This is a genomic window from Ruegeria sp. BA12 (assembly GCF_056539625.1).
The window spans coordinates 1-22,801 of the sequence record NZ_JBQFVF010000005.1; the positions used below are offsets into that span (position 1 = coordinate 1).

Annotated in this window: 17 protein-coding genes and 1 tRNA gene; 5 read left to right on the top strand and 13 right to left on the bottom strand. The window is 58.3% G+C overall.

The genetic code is table 11. The features are described from left to right. Nucleotides 1-187, top strand: a 187-nt coding sequence (locus tag ACR0B0_RS11155) for a hypothetical protein (protein ID WP_480647803.1), incomplete at its 5' end; no start/stop codon positions are given. Here ACR0B0_RS11155 and ACR0B0_RS11160 read toward each other — a convergent pair. The 4 genes from ACR0B0_RS11160 to pdxR all read right to left on the bottom strand — a co-directional run bounded on the left by ACR0B0_RS11160 (nucleotide 184) and on the right by pdxR (nucleotide 5,625). Further along, nucleotides 184-1,185, bottom strand: coding sequence for a HupE/UreJ family protein (locus ACR0B0_RS11160; RefSeq protein ID WP_480647805.1), 1,002 nt, complete (start codon nucleotides 1,183-1,185; stop codon nucleotides 184-186). The two genes, ACR0B0_RS11155 and ACR0B0_RS11160, sit on opposite strands and share 4 nt — an antisense overlap. Continuing rightward, a complete protein-coding gene (locus ACR0B0_RS11165) occupies nucleotides 1,182-2,003 on the bottom strand; it encodes a peptidyl-prolyl cis-trans isomerase (protein WP_480647807.1) in 822 nt (273 codons plus the stop codon). The genes ACR0B0_RS11160 and ACR0B0_RS11165 overlap by 4 nt, the downstream gene beginning before the upstream one ends. Nucleotides 2,004-2,129: 126 nt before the next feature. Next, complete coding sequence (locus ACR0B0_RS11170) at nucleotides 2,130-4,049, bottom strand: DUF3604 domain-containing protein (protein WP_480647809.1); 1,920 nt, start codon at nucleotides 4,047-4,049, stop codon at nucleotides 2,130-2,132. Nucleotides 4,050-4,188: 139 nt separating this feature from the next. Further along, nucleotides 4,189-5,625, bottom strand: coding sequence for a MocR-like pyridoxine biosynthesis transcription factor PdxR (pdxR, locus tag ACR0B0_RS11175; protein ID WP_480647811.1), 1,437 nt, complete (start codon nucleotides 5,623-5,625; stop codon nucleotides 4,189-4,191). A 60-nt stretch (nucleotides 5,626-5,685) separates the two neighbouring features. Between pdxR and ACR0B0_RS11180 the strand changes: the two genes are divergently transcribed. The 3 genes from ACR0B0_RS11180 (at nucleotide 5,686) to ACR0B0_RS11190 (ending at nucleotide 10,438) form a co-directional block, all read left to right on the top strand. Beyond that, a complete protein-coding gene (locus ACR0B0_RS11180; RefSeq protein WP_170350148.1) occupies nucleotides 5,686-6,336 on the top strand; it encodes a pyridoxamine 5'-phosphate oxidase family protein in 651 nt (216 codons plus the stop codon). A 9-nt stretch (nucleotides 6,337-6,345) separates the two neighbouring features. After that, the gene (locus ACR0B0_RS11185) at nucleotides 6,346-7,116 is read left to right on the top strand and encodes a pyridoxine 5'-phosphate synthase (protein WP_480647813.1); all 771 of its coding nucleotides are present in this window, start codon (nucleotides 6,346-6,348) and stop codon (nucleotides 7,114-7,116) included. 136 nt (nucleotides 7,117-7,252) lie between these two features. Next, the gene (locus ACR0B0_RS11190; RefSeq protein WP_480647815.1) at nucleotides 7,253-10,438 is read left to right on the top strand and encodes an ATP-binding protein; all 3,186 of its coding nucleotides are present in this window, start codon (nucleotides 7,253-7,255) and stop codon (nucleotides 10,436-10,438) included. Between the two features lie 18 nt (nucleotides 10,439-10,456). Here the strand turns inward: ACR0B0_RS11190 and ACR0B0_RS11195 are convergent, their stop codons facing one another. Continuing rightward, entirely contained in the window at nucleotides 10,457-12,691 is a 2,235-nt protein-coding gene (locus ACR0B0_RS11195) for a CHASE2 domain-containing protein (RefSeq protein ID WP_480647817.1), read from the bottom strand. Between the two features lie 106 nt (nucleotides 12,692-12,797). Further along, the gene (locus tag ACR0B0_RS11200) at nucleotides 12,798-13,670 is read right to left on the bottom strand and encodes a FecR family protein (protein WP_170359384.1); all 873 of its coding nucleotides are present in this window, start codon (nucleotides 13,668-13,670) and stop codon (nucleotides 12,798-12,800) included. 474 nt (nucleotides 13,671-14,144) lie between these two features. On the opposite strand from ACR0B0_RS11200, the gene ACR0B0_RS11205 reads away from it, so the two are divergent. Continuing rightward, a tRNA-Ser gene (locus ACR0B0_RS11205) sits at nucleotides 14,145-14,234 on the top strand. Between the two features lie 121 nt (nucleotides 14,235-14,355). On the opposite strand, the gene ACR0B0_RS11210 is transcribed toward ACR0B0_RS11205, so the two are convergent. Genes ACR0B0_RS11210 through ACR0B0_RS11240 form a run of 7 tightly spaced genes read right to left on the bottom strand, consistent with a single transcriptional unit; the run spans nucleotide 14,356 to nucleotide 22,775 of the window. Further along, the gene (locus tag ACR0B0_RS11210) at nucleotides 14,356-15,258 is read right to left on the bottom strand and encodes an FAD:protein FMN transferase (RefSeq protein ID WP_170350152.1); all 903 of its coding nucleotides are present in this window, start codon (nucleotides 15,256-15,258) and stop codon (nucleotides 14,356-14,358) included. Continuing rightward, complete coding sequence (locus tag ACR0B0_RS11215) at nucleotides 15,255-15,770, bottom strand: nitrous oxide reductase accessory protein NosL (protein WP_480647819.1); 516 nt, start codon at nucleotides 15,768-15,770, stop codon at nucleotides 15,255-15,257. Before ACR0B0_RS11215 ends, ACR0B0_RS11210 begins: the two co-directional genes overlap by 4 nt. After that, on the bottom strand, nucleotides 15,767-16,588 hold the full coding sequence (locus ACR0B0_RS11220) for an ABC transporter permease (RefSeq protein WP_170350154.1): 822 nt from the start codon (nucleotides 16,586-16,588) through the stop codon (nucleotides 15,767-15,769). The genes ACR0B0_RS11215 and ACR0B0_RS11220 overlap by 4 nt, the downstream gene beginning before the upstream one ends. Further along, complete coding sequence (locus ACR0B0_RS11225; RefSeq protein WP_170350155.1) at nucleotides 16,585-17,478, bottom strand: ABC transporter ATP-binding protein; 894 nt, start codon at nucleotides 17,476-17,478, stop codon at nucleotides 16,585-16,587. The genes ACR0B0_RS11220 and ACR0B0_RS11225 overlap by 4 nt, the downstream gene beginning before the upstream one ends. After that, a complete protein-coding gene (locus ACR0B0_RS11230) occupies nucleotides 17,468-18,724 on the bottom strand; it encodes a nitrous oxide reductase family maturation protein NosD (protein ID WP_170350156.1) in 1,257 nt (418 codons plus the stop codon). The genes ACR0B0_RS11225 and ACR0B0_RS11230 overlap by 11 nt, the downstream gene beginning before the upstream one ends. Nucleotides 18,725-18,727: 3 nt before the next feature. Beyond that, entirely contained in the window at nucleotides 18,728-20,635 is a 1,908-nt protein-coding gene (gene nosZ, locus ACR0B0_RS11235) for a TAT-dependent nitrous-oxide reductase (protein ID WP_170350157.1), read from the bottom strand. A 16-nt stretch (nucleotides 20,636-20,651) separates the two neighbouring features. Continuing rightward, a complete protein-coding gene (locus ACR0B0_RS11240; protein WP_174821517.1) occupies nucleotides 20,652-22,775 on the bottom strand; it encodes a NosR/NirI family protein in 2,124 nt (707 codons plus the stop codon). Nucleotides 22,776-22,801 lie beyond the last annotated feature (26 nt).

Genomic DNA, 22,801 nt, shown 5'->3' on the forward strand with positions numbered 1-22,801 from the left:
CAACCAGCGTCAGAAAATCTCAGAACAGCCCGGTCACACTACAATTGATCCCCAAGATCAATCGCTTAACACCCTCAACCCGTCAGAACCACAAAACAATAGGGTGAGAGGCAATAACCCCATCCAAAACAAAGCTTCAATGCCGGAAAACCAAATTGACCTCAGCGATGCGAGGCCAATAACCTAAAACCCACTGACACGCTCGACCAGCCAATAGACCGACACGCTGCCGATGACATAGCCAGTGATTGGTCGGGTAACCCCGCTCAGCCGTGATGGATTAAAGCGCGCCACCTGACGCCACAGAAACATTCCTACTGACAGGCCCGCAATAAAGGTAAGTTGTCCGGCCTCAACCCCAAGGTTAAAGGCCAGAAGTGCAGCTGGGATATCCTGAGAGGGCAGGCCGATCTCGGACAGGGCACCGGCGAAACCCAGCCCGTGTAGCAGGCCAAAACAAAAGCAAACAATCCATGGGTATTGCTCGGACAGTCTGATCTGCCCTTCTTTGTGTTTGAGAATTTCCAGGGCCAGGAAAACGATCGAAAGGGCAATCACCGCTTCGACCGGGGCGGCAGGAACGCGCAGCACCCCCAGCGTTGCCAATGCCAGCGTGATCGAATGCGCGACTGTAAAGGCTGTCACTGCGCCGACCAGCCGCCAAGGATCACGCACCAGAATGAACAAGGCGAAAACAAACAGAAGGTGGTCCCACCCTTCCAGGATATGCTCGAAGCCAAGCCAGAAATAGCTGATGAAAACGGACCATGTGGTCGGATCTATTGGCAAAGTCAGGGCGGGTTCTTCAGGTGTGAACCGGAGGGTGGCAATCGCAGATCCCAGTGGCTGAACGCGCAGAAGGACATCGTTGTTTTGTCGTTCGAGGCCCCGGATTGTGACTGTGTGTCCTTCGATCTCAGCCCCGCATTCTGCAACCCAAGAGGACACCCAAGCAACCGAGTCGAAGATCGGCGGTGGACCGTGCGATGGGGCGCAAGCTTCGGGCAGGATCGCGTCAATCCTCATGGGTTGGCCGTTCACATCCGGTATGCGCCACATCACTTGCCAGGTGCCTGGCGTCAATTGGCGAAGGTCCAGATATCCGGGGTCAAGCGCGTGTGCATTGCCGGTCTTTGGGGTGCAGGCCAACCAGATCGCTATTATCAAGCAAAACAGGGCCCTCATTCACCGGACTCCGGTGTTTCAACCCGGTACTGCGCGGCAAGGGTTTCGTATTGCGCCTGCGCCAGTTCCTCGGCCGTGTCCCGACGCCATGCTATCAGAACCGCATCGCGAATGTCCGTAAGTGGCGGCAGATATTCAGGGCGCGTTTCGGTGATACGGACCAGATGCATCCCATATCCCGATTGAATCGGCCCAGCCCAGACGCCCGGTTCTAAAGGGGCCAGCGCAGACGAAAACCCCAGGCCAAATGCGGCATCGACGGCGCCGGCGGGCGACAGCGGCATTGATCGAGGCATCAGGGATCGTACACCAAACTCTGACCATTCCCTGCCCGCTGTTAGTGCGGTAAGCGCGGTGTCCACATCCTCGGGCACCGGCTGATCGCCCAGATACACCTGATCGAATGCAATCTGCCAAGGTTTAGTAAAACGTGCCGAGTTTGCTGCGACATAAGTTTCAAGCACTGCATCTTCGGGGTCTACCGAGGCGGCGATTGCATCCGACAGGAAATCCATCTTTTGTGCCAACCGTGCCCGGATTACCTGATCCCCGCGATCCAACCCCAGGTTGCGCGCCTCGCGCACCAAGATTTCCTCGCGCACCAGGGCGTCGATCAGCACCTGCAACTCTGCGTCATTGGGCGGGCGTTTCCAGGTTGTTTCAAAGCGGGTGACCAAAAGCGTGACATCAGCGTCGTCGATAACAATTGCATCACCCCGTTCAGCGCTTTCGTCCTTTGGGCCCACAATGGCAAACCAGCCAAAGATGGCGGCTCCGATCAGAATAAAGTGGAGCAGGGGTTCTTTCAAAATATGCATGCTTAGTTCCGAAGACGCTTTCAGACCCGCCTTAATAGTAGTGGCGGGTCCTTGGATAAGTCAAACAGACTGCAGAATAATTACGCTTATATTCCAACGCAGTGGTGGTTCTTCGAAAAAGGCCATTCACCCCGGAGTGTACCAAATCGGTGAGGAATAGGCGCGTTCCTGATGTATCAGTTGTGCGTCTTCCGGCAGATCAATGCCAAACCGCAACTTGTCGTATAGCAACCAACGCGGGGTGGGGATTTCCAGAACCCTGACGTAATAAAAGGCCCGTTCATTCGGGTCGAAATCCGGGTCGGACCAAACAGTGATCAACTCGGACGCGCCGATGGTATTGCTCCAGCTCGCGGTTTCCACATCCACAGTATTACCGACCTCGGGTAGGTTGCCATCTGCATCCTGTGACCGATCATCAGACCAGGCGACATTATAAACCTTTTCCTGCATCGCCCCGTCTGCATCCAGCCATCCTTTGACGACCTGAACCCGATCCAGATTTGCACCGATCGGGTCGCGCAAGGCGCCAATCAGGAAATTCGGTGCGCCATCCCCTTCGCGCGGGCGCAGGTCACCACCCATGGGTACGCCTTTCGTGTAACCGACATCCGCCAGAAAGCGCGTCTCAAGGTCGCCCTCGTCAAACGCCCAGCCTCCAAAGAAACGCAAACCGATCCGAGGACCGGTGGTCGCATAGGTTTCGCGGCGCTTGAACGCATCGAAAATGGCTGAGCGTGTGTTGTCGGTGGCCCAAACGGCAGTGTAGCCCGAAGCGACCAGCAGATCGCCCGGTATCTCGCCCAGCTCATTGGCAATAAAGGGATGTTGTATCCGGGTGGGCGACGGTTCCACACTTACAGATTTGCCAAAAAAGTTGTCTTCTTCGGCGGTTGCCAGCGAAGTATGGCTGTCAGTCGCGCCGCCCATGCCGAATTTATAGGGGTTCACGCCGAACTTTTCTTCAAGCATCAGGCCGCGCTTGAGGGCTTCGCGCGCATACTCGCCCGCCAGCATGTCCTCGGTTTTCAATTCGGTGATATCGAGGTTGCCAATATCCCAGTTCTCATAGTCGGCAAAGGGATCATCCGGGCTGAGATACGGGTGGGCCTCGCCGTCTCCTTTGATTTGGGTGACCTCGTAGTGAGGCTCCCACCTGGCGCGGTTCTGGACGTATTCTTCGTCAACCTGGCCACCGTGATACGTGTCTTCGGTTGGGAACATCCAGCCGTTTGATAGGTTGCCATTATGGGCGAAAGCCACCGCCCGGCCGCCGGTTTTGGCTTCGTAATCCTCCAGCCAAGAATAAAGCGCCTTGGGATCGGTGTCGCCGTAGGGTGGCTGTGTTACCGGCGGAACAACCTGCAACGCGCGGATTGGTCCGTCGCGCAACATAACATTCCGGTGCAGGTTGAAGCCCTTGGGCACCGAGGTCCATTCGAAACCGATAAACGCGGTGAATTGACCGGGATCGTTGTGCCGTTCCGCGGCCAGGACAATATGTTCCCAGGTGAACGCAAAAGCATCGGCCCCCGGGCTGTAGGACTCCAGCAAAATCTCCGGCAACGTCATCTGAGAAAAATTTGTGATGATATCGAAGGCTGCTTTACCAGCTTCTTCGCCACCGGCCTTGTATCCTTCGTACCATTCCAACCCCTTCGGGTCTGAGATCACACCGGGTTTGCCCGCCTGCAGATCGGGCGCGAAACCCATCAGGTCAGTATGATCGGTCAGAACCATCCAATCCAGTGGTCTGGCCAGTCTGACTGGTTGCCCGGTGGAGGAAATCACCTGCTCGCCTTTAGCAAATCGCCATGCGTCGTCAGGCAGCAGCGTGTTGCCGAATGCGCCCGCATCTAGTGACAGCCCCGTATGCAGATGCGTGTCGCCCCAAAGCGGGCGCTCGGGGAAAGTGCGGTTGGCGTAGGGTGAAAAGGGACGCTCGGCAAAGGTTCCCTCGGCGGCTTCCTTGGTGGGAACGGCATCGGCAAAAGCGCTTGCCGGGACAGAGACGAAAGTAAGTAAGCAGACAGACAGTCGAAGCATGTGAACCTCCCCATTCACAGAGTTCGTGGATTCAGCGTGTGAAATACCGAGAATATATATTCTAATTTGACGATATCATGTTGTGTGCTTCACGTGTGAAAAACTTTTTGACCATTACCAGTGGGCAGCGTGGCTTGCTTCAAAGTGGCAGCTGTATAAGAGAAACCAACCGATCCGCCGCGTCTGAAAGTGTATCTTCGTCAAACGCCGCGTACCCCAGCAGTAAGCCCTGCATCTTTTGCGGCAACACACATTGGTCAGACAGTGCGCTGATGCGCAGTCCGTTTTCCTCGGCACGCTGGCTGATTTCAATGTCGGACATTCTGTCTGCAAGTGCCGCTCGAAGTGCAACGCAAAGATGCATGCCCGACGAGTCCGGCTGAAGCTCCAGTAGGTCACAGGCGGGGGCGAGCGCGCTGAGCAGATGGCTCTGACGTCGCGCATAAACACGTCGCATGCGTCGTAAATGCATAGCGAATTCACCGCTGTTCATGAATGTCGCCAAGGCGGGTTGCGGGATCAGCGAGGCGCGTGGTCCCACACGATCAAGATAGGTCCGCGTGCTTTGCAGCATGTGTTTGGGCACAACTAGATACCCGATCCTCAGTGCCGGGCTGACGAGTTTTGAAAAGCTGCCAAGGTAGATCGTGTTATTGAGGCCATCCAACCCCGAAAGCGATGGCAAAGGTTGCCCCCGATAGCGGAATTCGCTGTCGTAGTCGTCCTCGATCACCACCGCACCGGTCTGTCTGGCCCAATCCAGCAAGGCGACCCTGCGGGGCAAGGGCAGGCTGACCCCTGTTGGATAATGCCGCGAAGGCGTGACGATAGTGGCATGGGCCTTGTCTGGAAGGCGTGTCACATCCAGCCCGTCCTGATCGATACGCACGGGGCAGGCTAAGTTTCCTGTATCCCTCAGAATCGTGTGAAGTTTCGGCCAGCATGGGTCTTCGATCGCAACTTGTTTGCCCGCACCAAGCAGCCCGTGGAATATAACCTCGAAGGCTTCGCGCGCGCCCGAGGTGATCACAACCTGCCCCGGATCACAGGACAAGTGTCGCCACGCGGCAACGTGGTCCGAGATGGCCGCGCGCAGCGGATACCAACCCAAAGGGTCCGCTCGCGCCAAAAGCTCGGGTGTTGGGTTGCGCCATGCGCGTTCAAGGTGGCGTGCCCATTGTTTGTGCGGCAGCAGGGATTGATCCGGCAGACCGGTTTGAAAGGGCAGCCATTTCTGGGTCTTTGGACCCGCCGGGCGGGGGATGGGCTGCGGTTGCGACAGGTGGGTGATCTCGCTGGCCACAAATGTGCCGCTGCCTTGCCGGGTGACCAGATACCCTTCGCTGATCATCTGGTCATAAACCGCCTGAACCGTTGTTCTGGATATCGACAACTCGGATGCCAGTGTGCGGCTGGCTGGCAGCCGCGTCCCGACCAGGTCAGAGGACTTAGATATGAGACCGCGCAGCGCCTCAAGCAGTTGCGCCTGAAGCGAGGTCTTCAGCGATGCATCCACCGAGATCGCAAAAAGATCTCGATTCAAATTGGCCTTAGGAAAAGTTTTAAAATTGGACATTTAAAAACATCCAATACCCGGGCACTACAGACATAGCAAGATCAAACCCGAGCTATGACCATGAATGAGACTTTGAACATCACCGACAAATCCCGCCTGCGTCGATCCCATGAGCGGGGGCATTTCGACCGTGCCACCATCAACAGTATCCTGGACGCGCAACCCATGTGCAGCGTGGGTTATGTGATTGATGGCAAGCCCTTTGTCACTCCGACGTTGCAATGGCGAGAGGGCAATCGCATCTATTGGCACGGGTCCTCGGCCAGTCGTGCGCTGCGCAATTCTCGCAATGCGCAGGTTTGTCTCTCGGTCGCAATTCTTGACGGGTTTGTCCTAGCTCGGTCCGGTATGCATCATTCCGTTAATTCGCGGTCGGTCACGTTGTTTGGCACCGCGGTCAAGGTTGAAGACCCGGCAGAAAAGCTGGACAAGCTAGGCAGGTTTGTGAACGGCCTGTTCCCGGGGCGATATGAAAGCCTGCGGCCCGATCACGCGCAGGATCTGAAGGCAACAATGGTGCTGGGCATGGATATATCGGAAGGTAGCGCCAAGGTCCGCACGGGCGGTCCAAATGACGAGGAAGAGGATTATGATCTGCCCATCTGGGCCGGGGTCATTCCCGTTCACACGTCGGTTGGTGATCCTATTCCTGATCCCCGAAACATCGATGGCGTGCCGACGCCCGAACATGTGCAATCCTTTCGGCTGTAGGGCAGGGTGATGACGGACCTTTCGGTAAATCTGAATGTTGCCGCCCTGCTGCGCAACAGGCGTGAGCACCCCTGGCCGGATTTGATAGGTCTGGCAAGGATCGCCTTGAACGCGGGCGCGGCGGGCGTGACGGTGCACCCTCGCCCGGATGAGCGTCACACCCGGCCCGATGATGTGCGCGGGCTACGCTCTATGCTTGACGCGGAATTTCCAGACCGGGAATTGAATGTCGAAGGCTATCCAGATGAACGGTTTCTGTCGCTGGTTCAGCAGGTGCGCGCGGACCAGGTGACGTTGGTTCCCGATGATCCGGGTCAGGCGACAAGTGATCATGGTTGGGATTTCCCGGCACAGGGCGCGATGCTTGCGGATGTGGTTGCCGGGTTACAGGCGAAGGGTCACCGCGTGTCGCTGTTCTGCGATCCCGAGGCAGCGCACATGCCCCATGCCGCGATGACCGGAACAGATCGGGTTGAACTTTATACCGGCCCGTTCGGCGGATCTTATGACGACCCAGTGGCCGAGACGCGGGAACTTGACCGTCTGGCGGCTGCAGCGACCGCGGCTGCGGCGCAAGGGCTCAAGGTCAATGCGGGCCACGATCTCACGGTCAGTGGCACGCGCAAACTGATCGCTCGGATCCCGTCGATTGCCGAAGTGTCCATCGGGCACGCGTTGTTTTGCGATGCTCTGAACTTTGGAATGACTGAGACGGTTCGTCGGTATCTTGGGGTCTGCAGCATCCCTCAGGCAGATGATCTTTGGGCGGAAACTGTCTGAAACAGACAGGTGTCGCCGACTATGGTCGCACCCGGCTTTGGGCGTGACATTTTCACTGCTATTTGAATAAGCCTTTGCGGCAATTCATCTGCAAATACTGGCGAGCCTGGATTGGCTGTAGTACACCTTTGCAGGTATGGGGAAGATTGCGGATAAACCTAAGCGGGAACAAGCAGATAGCGAGCAACGGCGTCAGGTCACGGTGCTGTTTGCCGATATGGTCGGCTATACCGCAATTGTTGCATCGCTTGGGGAAGAACAGGCGTTGGGCTTTGTTCGGCTGACCTACGATACGCTGGTCCGGGCGGTCGAGGCCCACGGTGGAACGGTGCGCGATTTTGCTGGCGACAGCATAATGGCGCTGTTCGGCATTCCCGACGCGACCGAAGATACGGCACTGCGGGCCTGCCGGGCCGCTATGGCGATCCATGCGGCATTCGAAGCGTCCGCCGCGGATATCGAAGCGCGTTTCGGCGTGCGCCCGAAGGTGCGTGTGGGGATCAGTTCCGGTACGGTTCTGATGGCGGCTGTCCAGGGCGAGAGCGGCCCGACGACTGCTGTGGGCAGCACAGTGAATCTGGCCGCGCGGCTTGAAAATCTTGCCCCGTCGGGTGGAAGCCTGATCTGCGACACCACACGGGGGCTGGTCCAATGGGTGACCGAACTTGGCTTTTTCGGCGAACATCAGATCAAGGGTCTGTCCGCGCCGCAAAAGCTGTGGCAGTTGCAGGCCGTTCACCCCGACGCAACCCGGTTCGACGCATCAGTAGCGCAAGGGTTGAGCGGCTATGTTGGCCGAACAGATGAACTAAGCACGATCTCCACCGCGCTGGAGCGGGCGAAAGACACCCGGTCCGTGATTGACCTGGTTGCCGAGCCGGGGTTGGGCAAAACGCGGCTGGTTTTCGAGTTTCTTCATCGCCTACCTGCGGACGAGGTGTCGGTCCTGACGGGAAACTGCTTTGCAGATGGCCAGCAGGTTCCGTTTCTGCCCTTCCTGGAAATCACGCGAAATTCATTTCTCATCACCGATGCCGACAACCCGCTGCGGGTTCGGGCCAAGCTTGAGGCCGGGTTAAAAAAATCCGGGCTGTTCACGCAACAGAACCTTGGGTTAATGATGAATTTTCTGGGTCTCACACCGCCCGAGGGGGTTCTGGACGGTCTCGACGGTGTTCTGATCGGTCTGCGTATTCGCGAGTTGCTGACCGAACTGCTGCGTCTGAAATGCGCGCGGGGCCAGGTTGTTTTGCTGATCGAAGATGGACATTGGATCGACAGCGCGTCAAAGGATTTGCTGGCGAATATGATCGAGGCTTCGGGCCTGTCGAACCTGCTGATCATCCAGACACGGCGACCCGAATACACACCCAGTTGGCAAAACATGGCCGGGGTGATAACCGTGGCGCTTCGCCCGCTGAGGGTCGAAGACCTTGCCGCTCTAGCGCAAAACCGCCTTGGGGTGGACGCTCTGCCCGATGGGTTGGCAGAACAGCTGGCTGACCGTGCTGGGGGCAATCCACTGTTTGGCGAAGAAATCTTGGGCTTTCTGCAGGATCAGGGAGTTTTGCGCGTCGAAAATGGCCGCGCCCATATCGAAGCGGATATCAGCGACAGCGGATTGCCCGTCACCATGCGCAGCCTTTTGACAGCCAGAATTGAACGGCTTGATCCCGAAGATCGCGCCTTGCTGCAGGCTGCAGCCGTGATTGGTCGGCGTTTTGATCCCGGTCTGTTGTCCCAGATCACCGAGACGACCAAGTCAACCGGCGCCACCCTACAACGGCTGCAAGCGCAGGATGTGCTGTACCGCGAGCCGAACTCGTCGGATTACATCTTCAAACATATTCTGCTGCGGGATTCGGTTTATCAAAGCCTGGTTCTGTCCCGCCGGTCCGACCTGCATCTTGCCATTGCCGAGGCGTTGGTGATGCGCAACGCCAACCGGTTGCACGAGGCCGCCGAGGTGCTGGCCTTTCACTATGGACAGACGGATCGGGCAGATCAGGCGTTTCACTACAGTGCCATGGCTGGTGATAAATGCCTCGGCGTTTATTCACTGGACGAAGCCAACCGGTATTTTGTGGACGCTCTTGAGCTGTACCAAAACGACCCAAGTTGCGCCACAGATGCAGAATTTGCCGGATTCATGGCCAGTTTCGCGCTGTGTTCCAATATCTCACTGCGGGTCAAAAAGATTATCGAACTGGCCGGGACAGTTCGCCCGATCCTGCAAAAGGCTGGTGACAGTCAGGATCACACGTTGTTCCTGCACCACTATGTTTCTTGTCTGGTCTGCAACGGCAAGTATCACGAGGCGCATTGGGTTCAGCAGGAACTGACAGACATGGCAGGTCGTCTGAATGATCCGGCCTCTAAGGCGTATGCCATGGTGAATGAGCTTTCGGTCTCAATCTATCACGCGCCGATCGACAATGACCGTTTCGAGGCGCGAAAACGCGATGTCGAGGCTGTGCTGGAACAGATCGACGACGCCTATATCCACAATTTTTATCAGGCCACTGTTGGTTGGAACGAACTGACGCGGGGGCGGGTGGCGCGGGCGCATGCCGCATCAGATCGGATGATCGCCTTGGGAAAAGCCAAAAACGACCCGCGTGCGCTGGGCTATGGAACCGCCATGAAGGCGCTGATCGCGATGGTCACCGATGATCACGAACTGGCGCTTGAAATGGCTGAGAAGGCGCGCAAAGCATCAAAGGTCGAATTTGAGTTGGCCATAGCCGAAGCAGCCAGAGTAGGAGCCATGGTGCCGCTGGAAATGCCAGGGGCGACTGAGGTGGTCCAAAACCACATCAAGGCCTGCAACGAAAAGGGGTGGACGCTGTTCACCTTCGGGCCCGCGGCGATGCTGGGGGTGGCCTATGCGCTGAACGGTCGGATTACGGACGGGTTGCGCCAGATTGAATGCGCCATTCAGAAACGTACCGACGAGGGCACTCAGATATCCGCTGACTGGGCCCGTCTGTTTCTGTGCGAGATGTATCTGGCCATCCTAACAGGTGAAGGCGGCGGTTCGCTGGGGGTTCTGTTTCGAAATTTCCGGTCGATCCTTTGGGTTATGCTGTTTGGAAAAAAACGTCTGATCGCGATGGTTGAGCAGGTGCGCAAGAACCCTCAGTTCGACCAAAAGGGCCACTATATCGCGCGCTGTGATATGATCATGGGGCTGCTGTACAAGGCGAAGAAAAAGAAGGCGCAGGCTATCGAGCATCTAAGCCGGGCCCGCGTCATCGTCGAGTCTGCAGGGCGATCTCCGATGCTAACACGCATTGATGCGGCGCTGGCGGAATTGGCATAGCCTTTCCATTCAAATTGCTCAGGCTGATGGTTTCCGGGCGCGTCTTTGGTGGCTGAAGATCAACTGATTGGATTGGAAATCCGACCGGAAATCGGCAGCCCTGCCGGACAGCGCGTAATAAAACTTCATCAATCCGGGTTCGATATGGTGGGCTTGTTCGATGCAATCCTCGCATATTCGTTCAATCCGATCCTGAGGGTGCCGGTCCCGAATAGCCGCGATCAGCCTTTGGTGGGTTGTTTCCAATTTCTGAAATTCAGGGGTTTCCAGTACGTCTTGATTGCCAACCAGCACGAAAACGGGTTCCAGGTCAGTTCGTCCCTTAAGGTCGACATACCCGGCCTCAAGCATCGCCATTTCGTGCCGCGTTTTCTCATACACCGAACTTGAGACAACGATGTCATAGTCCACATGGCGGCAGCTTTGTTCGATCCGTGCGGCGACGTTCACCACATCCCCGATGACGGTATAGTTGAACCTGCGCTTTGACCCGATATTACCGACGCAGGCCCGACCCGTGGCGCAACCGGTCGCCAGCGCAATCGGCGGCCGCCCCTGCATGACGTCCGAGGCGTTGAACTCTACCAGCGCCCGTCGCATCAACAGCGCCGCCTTTGCGGCACGGCATGGGTGATCTTCGACTGGCAGGGGAGCGTTCCAAAACGCCATTACCGCATCGCCGATGAATTTGTCTATGGTGCCCCGTTCCAGCAATATCTGGTCGCCGATCTGAGAAAAAAGTTGATTCAGCAAGGTGACAAGATCGGTGGCCGAAACAGACTCGGACAAAGGCGTAAAGCCTCGTATATCCGAGAACATGACGGTGATCTCTTGTGTTTCACCGCCCAGTTGAAGCTGATGCCCAGACACCTCAATTTCGTCCAGAATCTCGGGCGCGACATAGTGGGAAAAGATCTGTCGGATCACACGTTTTTCGCGCTCGGTCGAGATGAACAGATAGCCCGCCAGCAGGCCGAAATTAGCCATGCCCCCCATCAGCGGAAAGGTAACGTCGAACAGAACCAACTGGTGCTGGAATGCCAGCCAACTGATGCCAAGGACAACCGCCGCAGCAACGCCACCTGCAACAAATGACGCAACCGCCCCGAACCGCGCCATGACGGCCGTGACCACTACGCCAAGAATGACGAAAGACAGCAGTTCGAGCGCCGACGTCACATCCGAGCGGCTTAGCATTTCGTCGGTCAGGACCTGTTCAAGAATTTGCGCATGGATCGACACGCCCGGAACAGATTCACCCAAAGGTGTCTGGTGCATGTCAAACAATCCGGCGGCCGACGTGCCGACCAGAATGATCCGCCCTTCGATTTCGGCGCGCAGATCGGGATTGTCCTGTGGCTGCATGATATCATCAGCTGACAGATACAGGTCCGGGTTATCGCGCCTGTATCTGACCCAGACCTCGCCGTTTTCGGTGGTTGGCAGGCGGAATTGACCAATCTCGACCGCCAGCATGATACCGGCCTCATCCGGCATACCTTCGGCAATGATGACGGGTTCGTCTATGGCAACCCTTAGCGCCTCAATCCCCAGCCCCGGCAGCGCACCATCCGGCCCGCCCCACAAAATAGGCACGCGGCGCACGATGCCCATACCGCCAAGGGGTGAGACATTGACCCCTCCGATGCCTGCTGCCGTTCGATCCAGCGGTGAGGCTGGTGGGGTCCAATAAGGAACAGTAACCAGCCCCGAGGTCGGCGATTCCCCTATTTCGATGATCCCGGCCATCGGCGTAACGTGCCTGCCGTCGCTGGATTGTCGGGCTGCCGCGCCCAATACAACCGGCCAATTGGCGATCTCCATTCCGAACAGCACGTCATGGTCCAGCTTCTCGGCGTGGCGCTCAACTGACAGCACCCCAGAGAGCGAGGGTTCTTCCAGCAACCGCGCAGGCGAGAACCTGTCAGGTTCGACGAACAAAATGTCAAAGGCGATAGCGGCGGCACCATATTCGCCCAGGTTCTGGACCATCTGTGCCAAAAGGGTTCGGGGCCAGGGCCATTGCCCCCAGTTTGCCAGCGACTGTTCGTCGATATCCACAACGCGGACAGGCAGATCAGGGTTGTATTCGCGTGGTGAGATGCGTTGCAGAATGTCGAAATAGATCAGCCGCGTCATCCGCACCGGATACGGATCGAGAACCCGGATAAAACATCCGAAAAGGATCAGGCCCAGCCCTACCAGCTGGAAGGCCCGCCGCCGCCCTGTTCGTTCTTTGGGCTTCCCGGTCACGTTTGCCTCCGAATGTCGTGGTCAGCCCGGACGGACCTGAACGGGATGTGCGCATTTTTCTGCGGCAACGACTGATCTGATGTCATGCAGCGGGGCCTGTGTTTGCTCAACCGCCGCTATTGCCGCCGTTACCGCCAGTGGTGCCACTGCCGCTACCGCCGCCAAATCCCCCTGTTCCGCCACCACCAATCGTGCCACCGCTGCCTGGCCCGCCGCTGCCGGAACCGCCGCCGATCGAGCCGCCACTGCCATCGCCACTGCCGCTACCGTTTCCGACATTGCCGCCACTGCCGTTGCTGCTGCCAGTGCTGCTGCCGACGCTGCCGCCATTGCCGCTGCCGACGCCGACGCTGTTTGACGGGGACGACCCGGAGGCCCCAGCGCTTTGCACTTCACGCGGCCCCCAGTCAGGGCCGGATGCAGGGACCTCTGATCGTTGCGGCAGAGGTGGCACGGCGTCCCTGCCGCAGCCCGTCACATCTGTTTGCAATGGAATCAGCAATTGCTCTTGTGACTGAACAAAGGGGAACCCTTCTTTCACCGCTTGTTCGTAACTTTCCTGATCTACAGAGCGCCCGATACGTCCACTCTGTGTGGTGGCGAGAAGGTTGCATTTGCGCCCGGTCTCTTGGCAAATGCCGTTCTGACCACACATTTCTACCCGGCCCTGTAAAATCAGCATGGCGCTTTGCGCGCCGGGCGCGACCCATATGTCAAAAGTCGTTCCGCGTACGGCCATGGTCGCAGTGGGCGTTTGAATCGAGTAGGCGCGCTTTTTGCTTTTGCCAGAGATAAAGCGAAAGCTGCCGCCAAGGGCCTGAACCGCGAAGTTCTTGGCCTTTTTGTTGCCGCGCAGCATTGTCACATCCAGTGTCATCCGAGCATTCGGGCCAATCGCGATCTTGGTTTCATCGACGAAAACCAACTGAACCAGACCGCTGCCGTCGGTGGATATGGAATCGCCAGATGCAACTTCCATCCCTGTGCGCAACGGCTGCGATTTCCCTGCGCGTGTTATTTCAGCGCCTTGTTCGACGCCGATGACTTTTCCTATGTTGGCTAAGGCCTGCGAAGGCAGAAGCAAAACACAACAAATAACGAGTAACGATTTCAACCAAGCCAACCTAACGTCCTTCCCCCACAGATAGGTACTGAGCGCATCGCGCCCACCGCTCGGTTTGCCCCTCAATAAATTCGTATTTTTGAATTATACGCTAATAAATCTATACAAATATGCCTTATAGCCCGTGTATTTGGCAAGTTTTCAGTTCAGAGCGCGTCATATTGAGTAGTTTGAAGAATTCCTTCGCGCAATTACGACTGCCTATATCCGTCTTCAAAAGCGTCGAAATTTCGCTGATTGCGTGTGCGTTTGCGACGAATTTGAGAAAAGTGAGCAAGGCATAGAAAATCGCCTTGTATCCGGGTGACAGGCAAGGATATACCCGCCAGCGGAGACGTGGCCGAGTGGTCGAAGGCGCTCCCCTGCTAAGGGAGTAGGCCCGGAAGGGTCTCGAGGGTTCGAATCCCTTCGTCTCCGCCACCCACCATTTTTAGATGCGGTCGGAACAACGGCTTATGTTGTAAGCCGTTGTGGGCACTTGATGGTTTGGCTTATTGGAAAGCCAATGGCCTCGCTTACTAGGATGACCACCGAAGTTTTTTCAGATGTACATTTCTTTGCGCGCCTCGGGGAATGACCTGATCGCGGCGTCAACGCGCGTTTCAGGCAACGCGCACAAGGCCGTGGACAGCCCGTCGGCGATGGCTGCGCTGGGGGCTGAGACCGATACTATGTGGTTCGTTGCTACCTCGTCTTGCGGGTTCAGGATGTGGCCTTGATCATCGGTCAGCATGAGGTTGCCTGCGTCCGAGGTTGCAACGGCACGATCGCTTAATTCGATGGATTTGAGAACTTCTCTGCCGGGTCCGGCCAGTCCGACTTGCCAGGCTTGCCCGTCTTGGCGATGGCCAAGGGCGGCGATTTCCCCCATATTTACCAATACATCGCGTAGACCGTGCGAGGCCAGCAAAGCCGCGATGCGGTCGGTAATGGCGCCTTGTGCGATACCGTTCAGCGTCAGTGCTGAAACACCGGGTTGGGGCAGGCGGATCATGTCGGACCCGATTAAAACGCGAGACCATCCAATGGATTTTCGGGCGGAATGGACCTCTTGCGCGGTGGCCCCGTTAGCCAGCGCGGACCAGAGCGGTTGAACTGAAGGATCGAAAACGCCGTCTGTGGCCTCGTGCAAGGCCGAACACAGGCTGAGGACGTTCAGCAGTTCGGGAGCTGGGGCTGGCAGTTGCCCGTCGCGATTCAGTCGGCTGAGTTCGGATTGCGGTCGGTACAGGCTGAAGATGTTCTCAAGCCGGTTCACTTCGGCTTCGACCGCGGTGATGATTGGCGCGGCCTGTGTGTCCGTCAGCCCCTCAAGTCGCAAGCTGGCCGAGGCCCCCAGCGCGACCCCGTGCCAGTGAGACGTAGGGGCAGAATTGGCACCCGCGGGAAAGGCGGCACAAGCGGCGGACATGGTCAGAAACCGGCGGCGGGAGAGGGCGGTCATGAGGGGGTCTCCAGTTTCAGGTCCAGATCAACGGGGCCCAGAACCTCGGTGTCGGGGATGCCGGACAGAGGCAGCAGGTTGCCACCGTACTGGCCAATAAAGGTTTCAGCGGCAGCGGGGTCTGCAAAGGGCACCAACTCGCGCGCGCCCATGCCGCCCGCAACATTGGCTCCGACCACAAAGGTTGCGCCCTCGGCGGCGATCCAGTTGGAAACACCCGGCTGTTGCCAGTTGGGCGCGGCGCCCATATCGCTGACATAGACCGCTGCAATGGGTGCATCACGCTCGGGGCTTTTTAGGTAGGCCACCATGTCGCGCACTTGGGCGAAGAACAGAGGTGTAGGGTAGCCTTCCAGATGGATCTGACCTTTGGGGCCACCATGTTCAGCGATGTTCATCTGGCAGAAAAAGCTTAGCGCATCGGGGGTCAGGTCCACTGGATCAGGGGCCTCGGCGATCTCTTCCTTGCAGGCCGCCAGCGCGACAAACGCGATCAAAGCAAGACGTTTCATGGCTCGACCCTCCGAAACGCGGCGCGGGCGAGGATAAAGCCCAATACCGGCCAGATCAGCAGGGAGGCAGGAGCGGCCCAGACGGGCAGTGCCTGCGCGGCCCCGGTCATGCCGGACGCCATCGCAACGCCTTCGGTCGCGGCGATGTTCCACAAACGGAATGCGTCGGCCGGGTTGGCTACCATCACCCACGGAAAGACGGATTGGGTGAAGGTGCCGCCCTTGTCCATGACGACGGCTCCCAACAAGCCCAGATCATAAAGGACGACAAAGACCAGCCAGAGCCCGGCCGACAAACCTGCTGCTGCCGTGGCGCCCCTAGCCAGGGCAGACAGCAGGTAACCCAGCGCCAGAAACACGGCGCCCAGCAGGATGGATGTGAGGATTAGGCGTAGCAATGCCATCAGGCTTTCTGGCCCCGCGCCGCCGAACCATGCGGCCACTGCACCAGCGGTGCCAAAGCCGACGGTCATGGCAAAGGCAAGTGCGGCCAGATGGGCGGTGAATTTGCCCAACAGGATTTCTCCACGCCCCGCCGGATAGGATAGCAGCAGCGATAAGCTGCCCCGGTCCACGTCACCTGCGATGGCATCAAAAGCGATCATCAACGCCAGTAAGGGGGCAAGATATACTGACAACGTAGTCATCGAGGCAACCGAGACGGTCAGCATATCGACGCCCAGCGTACCGGTAGGCGCGCTGCCTGCAAAGGTTAGCGCCAAGGCGAACAGCACCATGATCAGGGTGGCCACCAGCAGCCAGCGGTTGCGGCGCAGGATCAGCATCTCCGTGCGGGTAATGGCGAGGAAGCGGGTCATTGCATCTCCTCCTGAGCGTAGTGGCGATAAAGGTCTTCCAGCTTGGGTGGGGTCATTTCCACATCCGCCACGGCATCGCCCATTCCAGCGATCCGGCGCAGGGCCTCCATTTTGTCATCTGGGGAACACAGCAACTCAACGGATGCGCCATTGATCCGGTCGCCACCCAATGCCGCGGCCAGCGCTTCGGGGTTGGTGCTGGCGCGCACGCGCAGGCGGATCGGTAGACCAGCTAGGGCCGACAGGTTAGTCAACGTATCATCAGCCACCATCCGGCCTTTGCGCATGATGGCGATGCGGTCGGTGCGCGCCTCAACTTCGGTCAGGGCGTGGGATGCGATCAGGACAGCGGTACCTTTCGCTGCCAACTCGTCAATGATGGCGTAAAGGTCTTGCCGCGAAATGGGGTCTAGCCCCGAGGTGGGCTCATCCAGCAGCGCCACTTTCGGCTGACCCAACAGAACTTGAGCCAAGCCCAGACGTTGCCGCATCCCTTTGGAATACGTTCCGATCCGGCGATCCAGCGCATCGCTGAGACCGACACGGTTCAGCAGGCCGGGTACATCAGCTTTGGTTCCCGACAATTTCGCAAACAGTGTTAGCTGTTCCCGTCCGGTTAAAGCGGGATGAAACGACACCGCCTCGGGTAGATACGCGGTCTCGCGCCGCGCTTGTTCGCTGCCGGGGGTGGCGTCTCCGATCCGAATGGCTCCGCCATGGATCGGCGTCAGGCCGAGGATGGATTTGATCAGGGTCGACTTGCCCGCGCCGTTATGGCCCAGCAGCGCCACGCGCTGTCCGGGGGCAAGAGACAGGTTGATATCGTCAAGAACGCGAGTTTTTCCGCGGTCCTTGCTGACATGGTCGATAACTAGGGCCTTATCCGTCATGAGGCACCTTTTTCATAGCTGGGGGTTCAGGGGCTTGCATCAATGGGTTGCTGTCCATCACGCCGCCCGGCAACAGGGCCGGGAAGGCAGATTGCGACCAGCGCACCAGCTGCACGGCGGGGGAGCCGAGCAGCAGTTTGGCTGAGGGTTGGGTCCACAGCACATGGTCCATCGAGTCGTTGGGGCGATAGGGGGCATCGGCGATGCCGTTGCCATCCACATCATATGCGGCGAAATCGGACCAGTAGTTGCCGCGCCCGTCTTCGGACCACTCGACCCATTTGGTCGAGACGTATTTCACCTGTGTCCGGTTCCCGATGAAAGAGTTGCCAACGATGCGGTTGCGTTCGCTGCCAGCGGTAAAGTGGATGCCGATGCCGCATCCCTGGAACCAGTTGTCGGTGAATTCGTTCTTGTTGGAATTATACAGGAAGGTGCACTTTTCCTTGGCACCTTTTACCACGTTGCCTGTGATGACGCTCTTGTTGGCGTAGTTCAGCATGACGCCATGTTCGCGGTCACCGATCGAGACATTGTTGGCCACAGTCACGTTTGTGGTGAACATAACCGCGTAGCCGAGATCATTACCGATCGAGACATTGTCGCTGACGACCGAATTGTCCGCATACATGTAATGCACGGCGAACCGCAGGTCGCGGAACAGGTTGCCTGTGAAGGTGTTCTTTTTCGACGAGTTCACAAAGATCCCGTCGCGCCCGTACCGGATGTCGTTGTCTTCAACTCGCGCACCCGGCGCGTTCCAGACGTAGACGCCATTGCCGCGGTCATTCATCCGCCGGTCCTGCCGACCTTCGATCCGGTTGCCACGCACGATGCTGTCCTTGGCACCGTGAATGTCGACGCCATAAAGGTTGCCCAACAACACATTGTCTTCGACCACCGGCGCTTTGGCCGTTTTGGTCAGTTGGATGCCGCTGTCGATCCCGTCATGGCTTGAGCCCGAGCCGATCACCGTCAGACCGCGTACGGTCACGCCCGGTCCGGTCACGGTGATGACGCTTCCCGTGCTCTGGCCGTCAATGGTGGCTTGTCCCAGCCCATCGATGGTGACGGGCCGGTCCAGCACAAGCGTTTCGGTGTAAACACCGGGGCTCAGGCGGAGGGTGTCCCCATCCGCCGCCTGCGCCAGTATTTCATTGATGGCCCCCGCCCGATTGGGCACATCCCAGTCCGCCGCCCATAGGGGCGAGCCAAGCAGGAGCGGTATGAGCAGAGGCCAACGCATGGGTTATGCTCCCTGCGGTTCGACCAACATCCGACCGCGCATTTCCATGTGCAGTGCGTGGCAGAACCACTGGCAATAGAACCAGTGTACGCCCGGACGGTCGGCTGTGAAGGTGACCGAGGCAGTTGCCAGCGGTGCAACTTCCATTGCGATGCCGTAGTTGCCCAGGCAGAAGCCGTGGGTCACGTCGTCAACGTCATCCAGGTTGGTGATGTAGACCGTCACCTCGTCTCCCTGTTTGACGGTGAACTTCTCAAGGCTGAAGGTTGGAGCCTGCGATGTCATGTAGACCCGCACCTTGTTGCCGTCCCGGATGGGTTCTTCGGCGCCTTCTTCCAGATCAATGCCATCGGCCTCGGCCTGTTTGCGGGCGTCTTCCCATGTAACATCGGCGCGGTCCCAGACGTTTACCGGGTTGACGATGTCGCTGCGAACGATGATCGAGTCATGCGGCTCGGCAAAGGTCGGACCGTCGTGAACCACTTTCATCTCGTTGGACGAGATGTCGATCAACTGCTCGTTCTCGGGCTTCAGCGGACCCACGTTCAGGAAGCGGTCTTTCGAGAACTTGTTCATCGAAATCAGCCACTTTCCGTCGGCATCCTTGGTTTCACCCATGGAGGTCGAGTTGTGGCCCGGCTGATAGTGCACGTCGACCTTCGAGATGATCGGATCCACATCGGCACCGCCGTAAGCCTCGATTGCCTTTTCGATGTTCCACTTCACGATCTGGCTGTCCAGGAACAGCGTGGTGAACGCGTTGCCCTGGCCGTCATAGGCGGTGTGAAGCGGGCCAAGACCCAGTTGCGGCTCACCCACGATGCAGGACCGCGGGTCGGCATCACTTTCGAACAAGGCGTCCAGTTTGGTGACGTCCATGATCGACACGGTCGGCGACAGCTTACCGTTGATGCAGACGTGCTTGCCGTCGGGCGCGGTGTTGATGCCATGCGGCGAGTTCGGGATCGGAATGTAACGGGTGTACTTCTTGTTCTGACCCTTACGGCCGTCCAGAACCTTGACTCCTTTCAGCTCCTGATAGTCACCGGCTTCGATACCCGCCTCGATTTCTGCGATGTTGAAAACAACCACGTGGTCCAGCTCGTTCTCGGTCATCTCGGCCAGGTTCATACCCATTTCCGAGTTGTAGGAGGTCGAATAGGCGTATTTGCCCTGATAGTCGCAGTCGGTGTTGTCGAGGTTGCCCGACACCATCACCTGCCATGCCACTTCCATGGTGTCGCCGTCCAGCGCGGTAAAGATGTTCACGTATTGCGACGGATCGTCCAGCACGCTGCCATCATTGACCAGCGGAGTTTCATCTTCACCATTGGCAAAGACATAACCGGTGCGCGGGAATTTCTGCGGTCGCAGACCGTGGATCGCCTTGGCGTTCGGGATCTCGGTGATCTTGTCGCATTTCATGACGTCACAGCGCACACGAGCGACACGGGTGTTGGCCTTGTCGTTCATGAACAGGTAGCGGCCATCGTAGGTGCCATCGGTGAACGACATATGCGGGTGGTGCAGGTCGCCGTTGTCATAGGTTTTCATGCCACGCTTGGCGAGAAACTCTTTGGTTTCAGGCAGCAGGCCGTCGGTCATGATTTTCAACGATTCATTGGTCTGACCCCAGCCGGTGGCCGAGCAGCGGTTGAACACTGGCACGCGCATCAACTCGCGCATGGACGGGAAGCCCAGGATGCGCAGCTCGCCGGTCTGACCTGAGGACCAGAAACCGTAATATTCGTCCAACTCACCGGGCTGCAGGTTGGCGTTGGCCGCAGCGCTGGCTTGCTTCGCGGTCATCAGGGTCGAGCCCAGACCGGTCCCGGCCAGCACCGCGCCAGTTGCGGTTGCACCTAGCATCCCACGGCGTGTGATGTTCAGCTTGTTGTCATGTTCCGACATGTTCGTTCCTCCTTTTTTAGGAAACGGATTGCGGTTTGGCGTTCGGATGGTTCGCCGGTGGCTGTCCGAGGGGGGTCTTGAGGTCGACCGACCCTGTCTTGGCCCGCCGTTTCAGTTGGCGGATAACGACGGGACATTTGTCCTCGGACTGGTAGAGCACCTGACAATGCAGGCAGGTGACGCACTCGTTCGGATTGATCTCACCGGTGGGGTGGATTGCCTGAACGGGGCATTCGTTGGCGCAGGTCTGACAGGGGGTGCCGCATTCCTTGTAGCGGCGCAGCCAGTCAAACATGCGGATACGGGCGGGGATCGCCAGCGCTCCGCCCAGCGGGCAGAGGTAGCGGCAGTAGAACCGTTCGATGAACAGCCCGATCCCCAGCAGGGTCAGCGCAAAGACCACAAACGGCCAGTCGCGCATAAATTTCAGAATGATGGCAGTCTTGAAGGGCTCAATCTCGGCATATGTTTCGGCCAGCGGGATCGAGACGAAGCTGAGGCCGAAAAGACCCAGGAAGATCATGTATTTCGCGGGCCAAAGCCGTTCGTTCAGACCCCAGGGAAGGGTCCATTGCGGCACTTTCAGCGCACGAGCGATCTTGTTGGTCAACTCCTGCAGCGCGCCAAACGGGCACAGCCAGCCGCAATAGGCCCCACGCCCCCAGAACAGCAGCGCGGCGGCGACCGCGAACCATTGGATGAAGACCAGCGGATCCAGCAGGAAGGCGTCCCAGCTGAACCCGGTCCGCAGGCTGCCAGCCAGTGCCATCAGGTTCACCACACTCAGCTGCGCATTGGCGTACCAGCCGATGAAGAACAGGGTCATGGTCAGGTAGCCGATGCGGAACCAATAGAAGACCCTCGCGTTCATCGTCACGTGGAACTGGAAGAAGAACGTCGCCGTCAGGACCAGCAGCATGACGCCAAGGACGCCAATTTCGACTGTGCGGTCCTTCCAGATGCGCTTCCACAGGGCGGCTTTGGCGGCGGCCTCGCCGGTGGCGTCGTCAACAACGGTTGGGGCGGTTACGGGCAGTAGGTACTGCTCGGGTAGTTTGTAGCCCAGATCGAAAGTCAGGAAGGTTTTCTCAACTGCGCCCACGGCCCGCTGTACCAGCAGTTGCAGGCGGAACGGCTCGGCGGGATCAAACTCCGCCTCGGCTGGGATTTTAAAGATATCCAGTTCGGTGAAGCTGGGCGCATCAGCGGCCGCAACCTTGCCTAGGCGCTCTTGTTGCTTGTCAAAGAACCGGACCGAATTGTCGCCTTGGATCAGCTGAATCCGGTCGAAGATCCCACCGCGCACATAGCCTGAGCCTTTGAAGCTGTAAGCCCCGCGCCCCAGTACCAGAATGGCCTGTTCGCCGTCGTCCAGCCACTCGACCAGGTTTTGATACTCGGCTTCACCCAGCAGGGATTTCCCGATCGAGGGAACCGAGACCAACGCCATATGCATATCGATAAACGTGTCATCCGGTTCGCCCGGTTCCGGGCGTTTGATGGCGCGCTGATCTCCGGTAGCTTCAAAAGCGGCGTTGACCTGACCGACATCCAGCGTCAGCCGCCGGATCGAGCCGTCACCCGACAGGGTGGTCCAGTCATAGATGGCGTTCTTAGCCATATCGACTTCGCGTTTCGGCCCGTCGGCCTGTAATGGCGACAGCCCACCTAAACCCAGCGCGCGGGCCACTTTGATACCGCCGCGCACAAGGCTGTCGTCGATCACCATGATGGTCACGGTGGCACCCGAGATGATGTCGAGGTCATGCCCCTCACCACCCGTTGCGGCCTCGTGTTTCAGGTCCAGACCGGTGTAGCCTTCGGTCAGCTCGACCATGCGCGAATTGGGAATGCCGATCAGTACGATGGGTTCCGAGTGTTTGACCAGTTGCACACCGGTCAGCACGGCATCCGCGTTTATTGCGGCAACCACATGGATGGGTTTGCCCGAATAGCCGGTGGTGCCCACGAAATCCGAAGTCAGGAAAGCCCAGGCGACGGTTTCGCCCCCCTTCAGAACCGGGGCAACAGGCACGTCATCGCGCACCGGGCCAAAGGCATCGGCACCGGGGGCAAGGTCAGAGGGCTCAATCTCGGGCAGGAAGCTGGCAAGGCTGTCGGCATGGGCGCTGATCGCCATCAGGCAGGACAGGACAAAGGCCAGCA

What these genes read in the sequence shown, in the direction of transcription:
- ACR0B0_RS11215 (WP_480647819.1), bottom strand. Translation starts at nt 15,770, where the DNA reads ATGAAACGTCTTGCTTTGATCGCGTTTGTCGCGCTGGCGGCCTGCAAG.
- ACR0B0_RS11200 (WP_170359384.1), bottom strand. Translation starts at nt 13,670, where the DNA reads ATGGAAGTTGCATCTGGCGATTCCATATCCACCGACGGCAGCGGTCTG.
- ACR0B0_RS11165 (WP_480647807.1), bottom strand. Translation starts at nt 2,003, where the DNA reads ATGCATATTTTGAAAGAACCCCTGCTCCACTTTATTCTGATCGGAGCC.
- ACR0B0_RS11225 (WP_170350155.1), bottom strand. Translation starts at nt 17,478, where the DNA reads ATGACGGATAAGGCCCTAGTTATCGACCATGTCAGCAAGGACCGCGGA.
- ACR0B0_RS11230 (WP_170350156.1), bottom strand. Translation starts at nt 18,724, where the DNA reads ATGCGTTGGCCTCTGCTCATACCGCTCCTGCTTGGCTCGCCCCTATGG.
- ACR0B0_RS11160 (WP_480647805.1), bottom strand. Translation starts at nt 1,185, where the DNA reads ATGAGGGCCCTGTTTTGCTTGATAATAGCGATCTGGTTGGCCTGCACC.
- ACR0B0_RS11220 (WP_170350154.1), bottom strand. Translation starts at nt 16,588, where the DNA reads ATGACCCGCTTCCTCGCCATTACCCGCACGGAGATGCTGATCCTGCGC.
- ACR0B0_RS11180 (WP_170350148.1), top strand. Translation starts at nt 5,686, where the DNA reads ATGAATGAGACTTTGAACATCACCGACAAATCCCGCCTGCGTCGATCC.
- ACR0B0_RS11210 (WP_170350152.1), bottom strand. Translation starts at nt 15,258, where the DNA reads ATGACCGCCCTCTCCCGCCGCCGGTTTCTGACCATGTCCGCCGCTTGT.
- pdxR (WP_480647811.1), bottom strand. Translation starts at nt 5,625, where the DNA reads ATGTCCAATTTTAAAACTTTTCCTAAGGCCAATTTGAATCGAGATCTT.
- ACR0B0_RS11185 (WP_480647813.1), top strand. Translation starts at nt 6,346, where the DNA reads ATGACGGACCTTTCGGTAAATCTGAATGTTGCCGCCCTGCTGCGCAAC.
- ACR0B0_RS11170 (WP_480647809.1), bottom strand. Translation starts at nt 4,049, where the DNA reads ATGCTTCGACTGTCTGTCTGCTTACTTACTTTCGTCTCTGTCCCGGCA.
- ACR0B0_RS11240 (WP_174821517.1), bottom strand. Translation starts at nt 22,775, where the DNA reads ATGGCGATCAGCGCCCATGCCGACAGCCTTGCCAGCTTCCTGCCCGAG.
- ACR0B0_RS11190 (WP_480647815.1), top strand. Translation starts at nt 7,253, where the DNA reads ATGGGGAAGATTGCGGATAAACCTAAGCGGGAACAAGCAGATAGCGAG.
- nosZ (WP_170350157.1), bottom strand. Translation starts at nt 20,635, where the DNA reads ATGTCGGAACATGACAACAAGCTGAACATCACACGCCGTGGGATGCTA.